Raw genomic sequence first — 13,556 nt, forward strand, 5'->3', positions numbered from 1 at the left:
ACCGGTCGCGCCCGCGATCAGTCCGTGCCGGTTCGCTCGTCCTAAATTGAGGACCTGCGGCTTGCCGCCACCCTGCCCGATAAAGACCCCGCCGTCCGCCATGGCGCTCGGTGTAGTGCGGCGATGCGGGCCGGGAAAGCCCCTCTCCCGGCCCGGGAGAGGGGCGCGACGTCAGTCTTCCTTGATCTTCAGGCCGATGTAACGCGCCGGATTGTTGCCGCGCTGGATCAGCAGCAGCACGCTGCCGCGATCGGCGCGGGTCGCTTCGGCGACGGCATTGCGGACGTCGGCTGCGGTCAGGGCCGGGCGGCCGTTGACCGAGACGATGACGTCGCCGCGCTTCAGGCCCTTGGCGGCCGCGTCGCTGGACGGATCGACGCCGCCGATCACCAGGCCCTTGGTGCCGGCCGGCACGCCGACCTGGCGCGCGATGCCCGGCGTCAGCGGCTGGACGGCGAGGCCGAGCGACGCCTGCGCCGCCGCCTGCTGCTGACTGTCGTCATTGTCGTCGCTGCTGAAATTGTCGTTGTCGCCGTTCAGCCGCGCCGCCAGCTGCTCCTCGGGCGGGCGTTCGCCGAGCGTGGCGGTGACGGTCATGCGCTTGCCGTTCCGGATCAGCTCGATCGGCACGCGCGCGCCGATCTCCGCATTGGCGACCAGGTAGGACAGCGTCGTGTCCGGCGTGACTTCCTGGCCGTTCACGGCCATGATCACGTCGCCCTGGCGGATGCCGGCGCGCTCGGCCGCCTGGCCCGGCTCGACATGAGCGATCAGCTCGCCGCGGTTCTTCGGGATGCCCAGCGATTCGGCGATGTCGTCCGAAATCTGCTGGATCTGCACACCCAGGTAGCCGCGCTTCACGCGGCCGCCGTGCATCAGCGCGTCGACCACGGGCTTGGCCTGCTCGGCGGGAATGGCGAAGCCGATGCCGACATTGCCGCCCGACGGCGAGAAGATCGCGGTGTTGATGCCGATCACATTGCCCTGCAGGTCGAACATCGGGCCGCCGGAATTGCCCATGTTGATGGACGCATCGGTCTGGATATAGCGGTCATAGGCGCCGCCCTGGCCGGTGTTGCGGTGGATCGCCGAAATGATGCCGGAGGTGACGGTGCCGCCAAGACCGAACGGGTTGCCGATCGCCAGCACCCAGTCGCCGACGCGGGCATGGGTGGAATCGCCGAAGCGGACGAAGGGCAGGTTCTCGCCCGCGTCGATCTTCAGCACCGCGAGGTCGGAGACGAGATCGCGGCCGACCAGCTTCGCCTTGAACTCGCGCTTGTCGGGCAGCGTCACCGTGATCGATTCGACCACCGCGCCTTCGCGACCCGGCGCCACGACATGGTTGTTGGTGACGATATAGCCGTCCGCCGAAACGATGAAGCCGGAGCCGAGCGACTGCGCCTGGCGCGTGACCGGCCGGCCGTTGCCGGTCCCGCCGCCGAACAGATCGGCGAAGGGCGTACCGGCGAACGGGTTGGTGCCGCCCTGGCTGACCTGCACGCGCTGGGTCGTCGAGATGTTGACGACGGCGGGCTGCAGCTTGGCCGCGAGATCGGCAAAGCTCATCGGCGCGCCGCGCGGCGGCGTGGCCGCGGCGATCGCCTGCGGCGCGTTCTGCGGCGTCTGGGCGCCGAGCGGCTGCTGCATGACGACGGAACTGGCAACGCCGCCCAGCAAAAGGGCAGTGGTCAAAGCATAGGCGTAACGCACGTGTCGTTTATCCTCTCAGAGTCTGGGCGCCGTCAGGGACGCGCACGGCGCGCCCTATCGGTGCGGAATGCTTGCTGAACGTCGATTGAATGACATCTGTCATCGACCGCGTCTGTGAACTCCTTCAGATACGCGTTGTCCGGCGACAGGATGACATTCGTGTCGGCGCTCTGCGAATTGAACGTCAGCCGGTACGACTGCATCGCCCTGTAGAACTCATAAAAGTCCGGGTCTTTCCCGAAGCTCGCCGCATAAGTGCGCGCGGCGTCGGCGTCCGCCTGGGCGCGGATGATCTGCGCCTGCTTGCGGCCCTGCGCGTCGATCGTCAGCGCTTCCTGCTCGCGCGCCGAACGCATCCGTTCGAACGCCGATTGCAGCGGCGACCCTTCGGGCAAGTCGGTGCGCTTGATCCGCACGTCGATGATCTTGGCGCCATATTGCTGCGCGACGCGGTCCAGCCCTTCGACGATCTCGTGCATCACCCGGGTGCGCTCCGGGCTCAGCAGCGCCGCGGCGGGCACCTTGCCGAGCTCATTGCGCAGCGCCGAGCCCAGGATCGGACGCAGCTGGTCTGCGACCTGCTGCTCGCTCCCCGCGGTCACATAGGTGCGCAACGGGTCCACGATGCGGAAGCGGGCATAGGCGTCCACGTTCATCCGCAGCTGGTCGGTCGAAAGCACCTGCTGCTTTTCCATCGACACGTCCTGCACGCGCTTGTCCAGCCAGACGATCTGGTCGGCGAAGGGCACGCGCAGGATGATCCCGGCACCGGTCCGCCCGAACTGCTCGCCCGGATGATAGCGGTTCAGCACCCATTTCGGGTCGCCGAAACGGACGATCACGCCCTGGCGGGTCTCGGGCACCACCGCGATCGTGCTGGCAGCCAGCACCAGCAGCGCGATCGCGGCCACCAGCAGCACGATCGGGTTCTTCCAGCTCAGCACCGGGTTCACTGCTGCGGCTCCTCGACGGCGCGGGTCCGCGGCAGGCGGTCCAGCGGCAGATAGGAATTCACGCCCGGCGCCTCGATGATGGTCTTGTCGACCTTCGACAGCACGTCCTCCATCGCTTCGTAATACATGCGCCGCCGGGTCACGACGGGCGCCAGCTTGTACTGTTCATAGACCTTGTCGAACGCCGCGGCCTCGCCCTGTGCCCGCGCGGTGATCTGCTGGGCATAGGCGCGCGCGCCGTTCAGATAGGCGATCGCATTCTGCTGCGCCGCCTGCACCTTCTTGAAGCTTTCGGTGACTTCGTTGGGCGGGTCAGCCTGCTTGATCGCGACGCCCTGGATCCGCACGCCGGACTTGTAGCTGTTCAGCAGCTCCTGCATGCGCTGTGCGACCTGCGCTTCGACAGCAGTGCGGCCGGCGCCGATCGCCTCGTTCAGCGTGACGTTCGCCATCACCGCGCGCATCGCCGATTCGGCGACTTCGCGGATCGTGTCCTCCGGCTCCTTCAGCTGGAACAGGAAGAGCGCGGGGTCGCTGATGTTCCAGCGCACCGAATAGGCAAGATCGACCAGGTTCTGGTCGCTGGTCAGCACCAGGTTCTGGTTGTCGCCGGCGGTCGAGCCGATATCGATGGTGCGGATTTCCTCGATATTCTGCTTGATCACCCGGTCGATCGGGGCGGGAAAGCTGAAGTTCACGCCCGGCGACATCGTGCCGGCATAGCTGCCCAGGCGCAGGATCACGCCGCGCTCGCGCGGGTCGATCGAATGGATGCTGGTCAGCAGGATCCACAGCCCCAGGAACAGCAGGATCGCATACAGCCAGATCGGCTTGCCGCCGAAGTCCGGCAGGCCGCCGCCACCGCCGCCGAAGCGCTCGCGGCTGCGGCGCAGCAGCTCGTCCAGCGCCGCCGGGCCCGGGCGGTTGCCGCGCGGGCGCCCGCCGCCGGACGGCGGGCTCCACGGGTTGCGCGGACCGCCGCCGTCGCCATCTCCGCCGCCGTTTCCACCACTGCCGCGGCCGCCCCAGGGCCCGCCGCCGCCTTCGTTCAACATCGCGCCATGGGGCCTGAGCCACGCCGTCAGCTTGTTCATGCGGGCCTTTATAGGGAGGACGGTTCAGAAAAACAGTGTTCCGTGCGCGGAACCACTCGCCTATCGGGGAAGCCATGGCCGATCCAGACCGACTCCATGCCGCGATCGCGAAGATCGTCGGCAGCCGTGCCGCCGCGCCGCGCCTGACCGATGGCCGCGCCTCGCTGATTCTCGACGTGACCGGGCTCGACGCGAAGACGCGCGACGCGATGGCCGAAGCCGCAAAGCAGGCACTGCTTGCGCTTCCCGAAGTGAACGACGTCCGCATCGCGATGACCAGCGAAAAGCGCGAGCGGCGGATCATCGCGGTCGGCTCGGGCAAGGGCGGCGTCGGCAAGTCGACGCTGGCGGCGAACCTCGCGATCGCGCTGAACGGCCTGGGCCGCAAGGTCGGGCTGGTCGATGCCGATATCTACGGCCCCTCGGTGCCGCGGCTGATGGGCGCCGAAGGCACGCGGCCGATGGCGGAGGACCAGAAACTGCTGCCGGTCGATACGCGCTTCGGCGTGCCGATCCTGTCGATGGGGCAGCTGGTGAAGCCGGGCCAGGCGATCGCGTGGCGCGGGCCGATGGCCGGCAACGCGCTCGGCCAGCTGATCGACGCCGCCTGGGGCGAGACCGACACGCTGATCGTCGACCTGCCGCCCGGCACCGGCGACGTGCAGCTGTCGATGATGCAGAAGCACAAGCCGGCGGGCGCGGTGATCGTCTCCACCCCGCAGGACCTCGCCCTGATCGACGCGGCGCGTGCGGTCGATCTGTTCAGTCAGGCGAACATCCCGATCGTCGGCCTGGTCGAGAACATGGCCGGCTATGCCTGCCCGCATTGCGGACAGGTCAGCGACCCGTTCGGCGCCGGCGGGGCCCAGGCTGCGGCCGCCGCGATGAACCTCGACTTCCTCGGCCGCGTGCCGCTGGAAATCGCGATCCGCCAGGCCAGCGACGCCGGCGAGCCGCCGGCCGCCGACGAGGGCTTCGCCGGAGACCCGTTCCGCGCGATTGCCGCCAAGGTCGCGGCCTGGCTGGATCGCAAGCACGAAGGAGGCGTTTGACGCATATGCCCCTCACTCGAGACGAAGACATTGCCGAGCTCCTTCAGAGCATCCGCACCATCGCCCTGGTCGGCGCGTCGGATCGGCCGGACCGCCCCAGCTATGAAGTGATGGCGTTCCTGCAGCGTCGCGGCTACCGCGTGATCCCGGTCAACCCGCAGATCACCGGCGAGCACGTCCATGGCGAATATGTCTGGCGGGAACTCGCGCAGATCGGCGAGCCGATCGACATGGTCGACATCTTCCGCCGCCCCCAGGCCGCCGGCGAAGCGGTCGACCAGGCCATCGCCGCCGGCGCCAAAGCGGTCTGGATGCAGCTCGGCGTCATCAACGAACAAGCCGCCGCCCGCGCCGAAGCCGCCGGCCTGAAAGTCGTGATGGACCGCTGCCCGAAAATCGAAATCGCGAGGATGGGCCTGCCGAAGATCGAGCAGGCCGTCTAAGCAGCGCGGAAGGCGTAAATGGCCGGCCGATAGCGCGGCTCGGGGATCGGATCGCCGTTCGCCCGCGCGCTTTCGAGCCACAGATCGATCAATTCCTCAGCCTTGCTCAAGGCCTCCGAGCGGGTCGAGCCGAACGTCGTGCATGGCTCAAGATCGGGAACGTCCGCGACCCAAGCCTGCTCGTCGTCGGACCAGAAAAGATTGATATGATAGGTCGAGTTCACGCTTCGCGATCCAATCCGTGCCGCTCGATTATAGCACGAGCCTGCCTGAGCTGATAGGCGCGGGCATCTTTGCCGTCGGGCTCGATCGGCAACGGTCGAGGTGCGCCTTTGTGCCGGTAGATATGGTGACTTCCGCGTACGCGTTCCAGCCGCCATCCATAAGCCTCCAGCACGGATTTAAATTCGCCGAAGGTTAGTTTCTGGCCATCGAGGAAGCGGCGGATGAGTTTATCGATCTGCGACAACGGTGTTCTCCAGGCACGGGGAACGACCCACTAGGAGCAGTTCGAAGCGGGTTGAATCGCGGAGCGTTGTGGACGAGCTGCCATACAGCAATCTCAGGCACTCTCCAGCAGCTTCTCCCGCGCGATCTTCTCGCGCCAGACCAGCGGCGCGGTGTGGTGCACGCTCTCGCCGGTCGCGTCGACGGCGACCGTGACCGGCATGTCCTGCACGTCGAACTCGTAGATCGCTTCCATGCCCAGGTCTTCGAAGCCGACCACCTTCGACGCCTTGATCGCCCGCGAAACCAGATAGGCCGCGCCGCCGACGGCCATCAGATACGCCGCCTTATGGTCGCTGATCGCCTCGATCGCGACCGGTCCGCGCTCCGCCTTGCCGACCATCGCCAGCAGGCCTTGCTCCAGCATCATGCGGGTGAATTTGTCCATCCGCGTCGCGGTGGTCGGGCCGGCGGGGCCGACGACTTCCTCGCGCACCGGATCGACCGGCCCGACATAATAGATCACGCGCCCCTTGAACTCGACCGGCAGCTGCTCGCCCCGGCTCAGCATGTCCTGGATGCGCTTGTGCGCGGCGTCGCGGCCGGTCAGCATCTTGCCGTTCAGCAGCAGCCGGTCGCCCGGCTTCCAGCTCGCGACCACCTCGGGCGTCAGCGTATCGAGATCGACGCGGATCGCTTCCTTAGACGGCGTCCACTGCACCTTCGGCCATTCGTCGAGGCTCGGCGGCTCCAGATATGCGGGGCCGGAGCCGTCGAGGTGGAAGTGCGCGTGCCGGGTCGCCGCGCAATTCGGGATCATCGCGATCGGCTTCGACGCCGCATGCGTCGGCCAGTCCATGATTTTGACGTCGAGGATCGTCGAAAGCCCGCCCAGTCCCTGCGCGCCGATGCCCAACGCATTGACCTTGTCGAAAATCTCGATCCGCAGCTCCTCGATCTTATTGGCGGCGCCCCGCGCCTTCAACTGCGCCATGTCGATATCGCCCATCAGCGATTCCTTGGCCAGCAGCATCGCCTTCTCGGCCGTGCCGCCGATGCCGATGCCGAGCATGCCCGGCGGGCACCAGCCGGCGCCCATTTGCGGCACCGTCTCCAGTACCCAGTCGACGATCGAATCGCTGGGGTTCAGCATCTTGAACTTGGATTTGTTCTCGCTGCCCCCGCCCTTGGCCGCGACGATCACCTCGACATGATGCCCCGGCACCATTTCGACATGCAGCACCGACGGCGTGTTGTCCTTGGTATTGACGCGCGAAAAGGCCGGATCGCTGAGGATCGACGCGCGCAACCGGTTGTCCGGGTGCTGGTATGCTCGCCGCACGCCCTCGTCGACGACCTCCTGCAGCGACTTGTCCGACTGCAGCCGGCAGTCCTGCCCCCATTTCACGAACACGGTGACGATGCCCGTATCCTGGCAGATCGGCCGATGCCCCTCCGCGCACATGCGGCTGTTGGTCAGAATCTGCGCGATCGCATCCTTCGCCGCCGGCGACACCTCGGCCTCATAGGCCGCGCCCAGCGCCCGGATATAATCCATCGGATGGTAGTAGGAGATATACTGGAGCGCGTCGGCCACGCTTTCGATCAGATCGGTTTCGCGGATGGTGGTCATGATTCCCCCATGAGTCTCGGCGGGACGATAGGCAAGCGAAAGCCAAAAAACACGCCCTCTCCCATCGGGAGAGGGCGACTCGCACGACGCGCGAGCGGGTGAGGGCGATGGAAGCATGCCACTCACCGTTCACCTCACCCGATCGGCCTTCGGACCTGACACAACCGGCTCGCGGAACAAATCGGTTGCGCCCTGTTCTTTCCGAGGATTAGCTTCAACTTGGTACGACCGAACGGGGGGCATATGGAGTTAGCAACTAAACTCGCCGAGCTTGAAAAGCGGACGGCACAGCATCGCGAGCTTTTGCTCACCGAAGAGGCCGCAAAGACAGCGCTTGTAATGCCGTTCCTGCAGGCGCTGGGCTATGACGTATTCAACCCGGCCCAAGTGGTCCCCGAGTTCACGGCAGATGTCGGTATCAAGAAGGGAGAGAAGGTCGATTATGCTTTATGCATCGACGGAAAGCTCAGCATCCTTATCGAGTGCAAGCCGTCGACGGTCGATCTGGATCTAAAGCACGCATCGCAGCTCTTCCGCTATTTCTCGACAACCGATGCCCGTGTGGCGGTGCTCACGAACGGGGTCGTTTACCAGTTCTATTCCGACACAGAACAGCCGAACCGGATGGACGATAAGCCCTTCTTCGTGTTCTCGCTGGATGCGATTCGCAAGTCCGATATTTCGACGTTGGAGCGGCTCACTGCCACGAATTTCAGCGTCGAGGGCATTGTCGCTGAAGCCGGCCGGTTGAAGTTTCAGTCGCTCATGCGGATCGAATTGGAGAAGGAGTTCGCGTCGCCTTCCGAAGAGTTTGTGCGGATGATGGCAGGTCGCGTGCAATCCGGGCGGATCAGCGCGACCGTCAAAGAGCAGGTTCAGACCACGCTGATCACTTCGATCGCTTCGATCATCCGTGACCGGGTCAACGAGCGACTGAATTCCGCTTTGAACGTCGCAAATCCATCGCCTGAACATATTGAACGAGGCGCGTCAGACGATATGTCCAAAGGCGATGGGGTGATGACGACTGACGACGAGCTGAGCGGTTTTCGCATTGTGCAGGCGATCGCTGCGCGGCATGTGGACCCCGACCGAGTCGTGATTAGGGATTCCAAGTCCTACTGCGCCGTTCTTCTCGACGATAACAATCGTAAATCTTTGGCCCGACTGCATTTCAACAGTCCTACGACGCGTTATGTGAGCACCTTTGTCGGCAAGGATGAAATACGGCATCCTATTTCAGCGCTAACAGACATTTACAAGCTCGAACCTCATATTGTGCAAAGGCTTCAGGAACTTGGGTAATAGGGCGGCTCGGTTATCGAGTTCAACGTCACGTCGTCGCTCCTGCTCGCAACATGCCGCTCACTCCAGCATCGTCCGCTTCGCATCCGCCCACGCCTTGCCTTCGTCCCCACCCCACAGCAGCCAGGCGATATAGCCGGCGGAGGGCCGCGCCGGGTCGGCCCAGAAGCGGCCCTGCTTGTCGACCGCATGGCGGGCGAAATAGCTGTACATGGACTTGATGTCCTTCGGCTCCAGCGGCTCGCGGGCGATCAGCTGCTCGGCGCGGGCGGCGCCGACATGGGTGCCGCCGCGGCCGTGCTTCGCGCGCAGCTCCAGCCCGCGGGCGGCGTTTTCCGCCATCTTGGCCGTCGGCACGAAGCGAATGGGTTTCGGCATCGGGGTCCTTCTTCAAACGTCCGGCGAACCTTTCCCTCTGCGCAGCGGATAATCCACAGGAATTTGGCGCGCCCGAGCGGGAGGCCGAACGGGCGGAATCCGGCCCGGAATCCCCTCTCTCCAAGACATCGGTCCGTCGGCGAAACGAATCGTTCGTGCGACGAACTGCAGGCTTCACCAGTGATTTACCGTCTTGCGTCCGGAGTCCGGTTGGAACACAATCCCTAGCGGTCACAGCAGGGGCTCACACAAGACGTGGTATTCCGCCGCGCGCGACACCATATCGCGTGCACGGGAGACTCACGCCCTGTGGAACATGGGGACAGGCGCTTTTCGCCCGCCCGGACGAGCCCTTGAAGTGCTACCGATGAATAACTTGCCCGAATCGAACAGATCGGGAACAGTGAGGGGCTTGGGACGCATGGATTTCAGGGATACGCAGGAGGCCGAGATGAGCACCGCCACGATCGAGGCGACCAGCACCGGCAGCGGCAGCAGCGAGGTGCGCGCGCGTCCCTTCCCGGTCGAGGTCGATCACAGCCGCGATTCGCTGCTGACCGAATTCGGCAAGGAGACGCTGAAGGACCGCTATCTGCTGCCCGGCGAATCCTACCAGGACCTGTTCGTGCGCGTTGCGTCCGCTTACGCCGACGATGCGGCCCACGCGCAGCGGCTCTACGACTATATCTCGCGCCTGTGGTTCATGCCGGCGACGCCGGTGCTGTCGAACGGCGGCACCGGGCGCGGCCTGCCGATTTCCTGCTATCTGAACTCGGTCGACGACAGCCTTGAGGGCATCGTCAACACCTGGAACGAGAATGTCTGGCTGGCTTCGCGCGGCGGCGGCATCGGCACCTATTGGGGCAGCGTGCGCGGCATCGGCGAGCCGGTCGGCCTGAACGGCAAGACCAGCGGCATCATCCCCTTCGTGCGCGTGATGGATTCGCTGACGTTGGCGATCAGCCAGGGCTCGCTGCGTAGGGGGAGCGCCGCCTGCTATCTCGACATCTCGCACCCGGAGATCGAGGAGTTCCTCGAAATCCGCAAACCCTCGGGCGACTTCAACCGCAAGGCGCTGAACCTGCATCACGGCGTGCTGATCCCCGACGCCTTCATGGAGGCGGTGCGCGACGGGACGGAATGGGTGCTGCGCTCGCCCAAGGACGGGTCGGAGCGCGGCACCGTCGACGCGCGCTCGCTGTTCCAGAAATTGGTCGAAACCCGCCTCGCGACCGGCGAGCCCTACATCGTCTTCTCCGATCACGTGAACCAGGCGATGCCGCGCCACCACCAGGAGCTCGGCCTCAAGGTCTCGACCTCGAACCTCTGCTCGGAAATCACGCTGCCGACCGGCCGCGACCATCTGGGCAACGATCGCACCGCGGTCTGCTGCCTGTCGTCCCTGAACCTCGAGACCTGGGACGAATGGAACGGCGACAAGCAGTTCATCGAGGACGTGATGCGCTTCCTCGATAACGTCCTGACCGACTATATCGACCGCGCGCCCGACGAGATGGCGCGCGCCAAGTACAGCGCGGGCCGCGAGCGTTCGGTCGGCCTCGGCGTGATGGGCTATCACTCGTTCCTGCAGGCGCGCGGCATCCCGTTCGAATCGGCGATGGCGAAGAGCTGGAACCTGAAGATGTTCAAGCACATCCGCGCCAAGGCCGACGAGGCGTCGATGCTGCTCGCGACCGAGCGCGGGCCGTGTCCGGACGCGGCGGAGCGGGGCGTGATGGAGCGGTTCAGCTGCAAGATGGCGATCGCGCCGACCGCGTCCATCTCGATCATCTGCGGCGGCACCTCCGCCTGCATCGAGCCGATCCCGGCCAACATCTACACCCACAAGACGCTGTCGGGCAGCTTCTCGATCCGCAATCCGTATCTGGAGAAATTGCTGATCGAGAAGTCCAAGAACTCGGAAGGCGTCTGGAGCTCGATCCTTGAGCGGGGCGGCTCGGTCCAGCACCTCGATTTCCTCACCCAGGAAGAAAAGGACGTCTACAAGACCAGCTTCGAGATCGACCAGCGCTGGCTGATCGAGCTCGCCGCCGACCGCACGCCCTATATCGACCAGTCCGCCTCGCTGAACCTGTTCATCCCGGCCGATGTCGAGAAATGGGACCTGCTGATGCTCCACTTCCGCGCGTGGGAGCTCGGCATCAAATCGCTCTATTATCTGCGTTCCAAGTCCGTCCAGCGCGCCGGCTTCGCCGGCGGCGTCGAAGCCGACAACACGCCCGACCTCAGGCAGATCGAGGTCGAGGCAAAGGACTATGACGAATGTCTGGCCTGCCAGTGAGGCAAAGCGCCCTCTCCCTTCAGGGGAGAGGGCAGGCTGAGCGCAGCTCAGCCGGGAGAGGGGAAGTCTCCGGCTCAGCCTCTCTCCCTGGCCGCTTCGCGGCCGTCCCTCTCCCCTGCAGGGAGAGGGCTGGCGACTTACCGCGCCCCGCTCTCTTCCTCTTCGAACAGCTCGGCCGCGTTGGCGCCGGTGGCGCTCAGCCGCACCTTGTCGCCTTCCACGCCGGCGACCAGCCCGGCGGAGATATAGTGATGATGCCCTTCATGGCTGCCGGTCCCGCTGTCCTTCTTGGTCAGCTTGATGCGGTCGCCGTCGACATGGTCGACAGTGCCGACATGGACGCCGTCGGCGCCGATCACGTCCATATGCTCGCGGATCTGGCTGAGGTCGGTCATTCGCATTGCTCCTTCGTTTCGCCCTCACAACGCGTGAGGCAGGAGATGGTCGCATGCGCCTGAACCGCTCCGCCGCCGCCCTGCCGCCGCTCCTCGCGCTCGCCGCCTGCGCGCGCCAGGCCGGCAGCGCGGTCCAGCATGGCCCGGACACGCCCGGCTTCCTGCTGGGCGTGTGGCACGGCTTCATCTTCCCGGTCGCCTGGCTGCTCAGCCTCTTCATGCCGGACGTCGCGATCTACGCCGTGCCGAACAACGGCGGCTGGTACGATTTCGGCTATTTCGTCGGCATCGTCTTCCTGGGCGTCGGCGCGCGCGGCACCCGCACCGTCTACCGCACCCGCATCGTCCGGGAGCGCCGCTGATGGCGCGCACCCCCGCCAATCCCCATATCCAGTTCAAGCCGGAGTAACGCCCATGCCTCTCCTCGAAGCCCGCAAGCAGTACAAGCCGTTCGAATACCCCTGGGCGTTCGAGTTCTGGAAGCGCCAGCAGCAGATCCACTGGATGCCGGAGGAAGTGCCGCTGGGCGAGGATTGCCGCGACTGGGCGCAAAAGCTCACCAATCATGAGCGCAACCTGCTGACGCAGATTTTCCGCTTCTTCACCCAGGCCGATGTCGAGGTGCAGGATTGCTACCACGACAAATATGGCCGCGTGTTCAAGCCGACCGAGATCAAGATGATGCTGACCGCGTTCAGCAACATGGAGACGGTCCACATCGCCGCCTATTCGCACCTGCTCGACACGATCGGCATGCCGGAAAGCGAATACAGCGCCTTCCTCCAGTTCAAGGAGATGAAGGACAAGCATGATTATATGCAGCAATTCTCGGTCGATACGGACGAGGATATCGCCCGCACGCTGGCGATGTTCGGCGGCTTCACCGAGGGGCTGCAGCTGTTCGCGTCGTTCGCGATGCTGATGAACTTCCCGCGCTTCAACAAGATGAAGGGCATGGGCCAGATCATCAGCTGGTCGGTGCGCGACGAGAGCCTGCACTGCGAAGGCATCACGCGCCTGTTCCACGCCTTTGTGAAGGAACGCGACTGCCTGACCAAGGCGGTCAGGGAAGACATTCTCGATTGCTGCCAGAAGACGGTGCGGCTGGAGGATGCGTTCATCGACCTGGCGTTCGAAATGGGTCCGGTGCCCGGCATGACGCCCAAGGAGATCAAGAAGTATATCCGCTACATCGCCGACTGGCGCCTGGGCCAGCTCGGCTTTTCGCCGATCTACATGATCGACGAACACCCGCTCCCCTGGCTCGCCCCGCTGCTGAACGGCGTCGAGCACGCCAACTTCTTCGAGACGCGCGCGACCGAATATTCCAAGGCCGCCACCCGCGGAAACTGGAACGAAGTCTGGGACAATTTCGACCGGCGGAAAGCCGCGAAGTTGGGCGTGGTCGCGAACGAGGACGAAGGCGGCGAGGACATGTTCGCGCGGGCGGGCGTGGCGGCGGAGTAAAGGAGGCGAGTTTGGCCGAAGTAAAGGTAAATAGCGTCAAGGCTAGCGAAGTTGGCGCTGAAATGGTCGCGTATCTACTCACTGTGTCCATTCTTACTGGACCTGAGTATGGCCGAGGCCAAATCTCCGTTGACGGTTTGCCCATTATAAATGGTTGCCCAAGGGATGAGATATTAAGGACATATGCCCTGGCTCTCAGGGCGGTAAATAACCCTCATAATCTTGAGTCATATCTCGCAGACGCGCGCTAGTATGTTGTGAGCAATATCCCCGTGATTAGGAGCCAAGGCGATGACGGAAAATAAGGACAGGTCGGACGAGTTTGCTTCCTTTGCGGCTGCGACCCGACACCTACTCGAGGTTCGATCGGCTCC

14 protein-coding genes are annotated in these 13,556 nt (G+C 64.7%); 6 read left to right on the plus strand and 8 right to left on the minus strand.

Annotated features, from left to right (window positions below):
* Window positions 1-171: 171 nt before the first annotated feature.
* From VFT73_RS03685 to VFT73_RS03695, 3 genes are read right to left on the minus strand one after another with little or no spacing between them, the layout of a single operon-like run.
* Window positions 172-1,713: a DegQ family serine endoprotease gene (locus VFT73_RS03685; RefSeq protein WP_326408803.1), complete on the minus strand. Its 1,542-nt coding sequence runs from the start codon at window positions 1,711-1,713 to the stop codon at window positions 172-174.
* Window positions 1,714-1,745: 32 nt separating this feature from the next.
* On the minus strand, window positions 1,746-2,657 hold the full coding sequence (gene hflC / locus VFT73_RS03690; protein WP_414712785.1) for a protease modulator HflC: 912 nt from the start codon (window positions 2,655-2,657) through the stop codon (window positions 1,746-1,748).
* 5 nt (window positions 2,658-2,662) lie between these two features.
* Window positions 2,663-3,760, minus strand: a complete 1,098-nt coding sequence (locus tag VFT73_RS03695) for a protease modulator HflK (RefSeq protein ID WP_326408805.1) — start codon at window positions 3,758-3,760, stop codon at window positions 2,663-2,665.
* Window positions 3,761-3,834: 74 nt separating this feature from the next.
* Here VFT73_RS03695 and VFT73_RS03700 point away from each other — a divergent pair, with 74 nt between their 5' ends.
* Together VFT73_RS03700 and VFT73_RS03705 are read left to right on the plus strand one after the other, a co-directional pair.
* Complete coding sequence (locus VFT73_RS03700) at window positions 3,835-4,812, plus strand: Mrp/NBP35 family ATP-binding protein (protein ID WP_326408806.1); 978 nt, start codon at window positions 3,835-3,837, stop codon at window positions 4,810-4,812.
* Between the two features lie 5 nt (window positions 4,813-4,817).
* Window positions 4,818-5,255: a CoA-binding protein gene (locus VFT73_RS03705; RefSeq protein WP_326408807.1), complete on the plus strand. Its 438-nt coding sequence runs from the start codon at window positions 4,818-4,820 to the stop codon at window positions 5,253-5,255.
* Here the strand turns inward: VFT73_RS03705 and VFT73_RS03710 are convergent.
* From VFT73_RS03710 to VFT73_RS03720, 3 genes are all read right to left on the minus strand, one after another.
* Window positions 5,252-5,479: a type II toxin-antitoxin system HicB family antitoxin gene (locus VFT73_RS03710; RefSeq protein ID WP_326408808.1), complete on the minus strand. Its 228-nt coding sequence runs from the start codon at window positions 5,477-5,479 to the stop codon at window positions 5,252-5,254. The two genes, VFT73_RS03705 and VFT73_RS03710, sit on opposite strands and share 4 nt — an antisense overlap.
* A complete protein-coding gene (locus VFT73_RS03715) occupies window positions 5,476-5,724 on the minus strand; it encodes a type II toxin-antitoxin system HicA family toxin (RefSeq protein ID WP_326408809.1) in 249 nt (82 codons plus the stop codon). The genes VFT73_RS03710 and VFT73_RS03715 overlap by 4 nt, the downstream gene beginning before the upstream one ends.
* Before the next feature lie 93 nt (window positions 5,725-5,817).
* Window positions 5,818-7,335 carry a fumarate hydratase gene (locus tag VFT73_RS03720; protein ID WP_326408810.1) on the minus strand — a complete coding sequence of 506 codons (1,518 nt, stop codon included), beginning with the start codon at window positions 7,333-7,335 and terminating at the stop codon, window positions 5,818-5,820.
* 243 nt (window positions 7,336-7,578) lie between these two features.
* On the opposite strand from VFT73_RS03720, the gene VFT73_RS03725 reads away from it, so the two are divergent.
* The gene (locus VFT73_RS03725) at window positions 7,579-8,640 is read left to right on the plus strand and encodes a type I restriction endonuclease (RefSeq protein ID WP_326408811.1); all 1,062 of its coding nucleotides are present in this window, start codon (window positions 7,579-7,581) and stop codon (window positions 8,638-8,640) included.
* Between the two features lie 60 nt (window positions 8,641-8,700).
* Here the strand turns inward: VFT73_RS03725 and VFT73_RS03730 are convergent, their stop codons facing one another.
* On the minus strand, window positions 8,701-9,018 hold the full coding sequence (locus VFT73_RS03730) for a hypothetical protein (protein ID WP_326408812.1): 318 nt from the start codon (window positions 9,016-9,018) through the stop codon (window positions 8,701-8,703).
* Window positions 9,019-9,469: 451 nt separating this feature from the next.
* Here VFT73_RS03730 and VFT73_RS03735 point away from each other — a divergent pair, with 451 nt between their 5' ends.
* Window positions 9,470-11,320 (plus strand): ribonucleoside-diphosphate reductase subunit alpha, encoded by a 1,851-nt coding sequence (locus VFT73_RS03735; protein WP_326408813.1) that lies wholly within the window; start codon window positions 9,470-9,472, stop codon window positions 11,318-11,320.
* A gap of 137 nt (window positions 11,321-11,457) precedes the next feature.
* On the opposite strand, the gene VFT73_RS03740 is transcribed toward VFT73_RS03735, so the two are convergent.
* Window positions 11,458-11,715 (minus strand): DUF2171 domain-containing protein, encoded by a 258-nt coding sequence (locus VFT73_RS03740; protein WP_326408814.1) that lies wholly within the window; start codon window positions 11,713-11,715, stop codon window positions 11,458-11,460.
* 53 nt (window positions 11,716-11,768) lie between these two features.
* Here VFT73_RS03740 and VFT73_RS03745 point away from each other — a divergent pair, with 53 nt between their 5' ends.
* Both VFT73_RS03745 and VFT73_RS03750 read left to right on the plus strand, forming a co-directional pair.
* On the plus strand, window positions 11,769-12,077 hold the full coding sequence (locus VFT73_RS03745; RefSeq protein ID WP_326408815.1) for a hypothetical protein: 309 nt from the start codon (window positions 11,769-11,771) through the stop codon (window positions 12,075-12,077).
* A 52-nt stretch (window positions 12,078-12,129) separates the two neighbouring features.
* Entirely contained in the window at window positions 12,130-13,182 is a 1,053-nt protein-coding gene (locus tag VFT73_RS03750) for a ribonucleotide-diphosphate reductase subunit beta (RefSeq protein ID WP_326408816.1), read from the plus strand.
* The last annotated feature ends 374 nt before the right edge of the window (window positions 13,183-13,556 follow it).

Origin of the sequence: Sphingomonas sp. (assembly GCF_035758555.1) — a bacterium.
Classification (GTDB): domain Bacteria; phylum Pseudomonadota; class Alphaproteobacteria; order Sphingomonadales; family Sphingomonadaceae; genus Sphingomonas_B.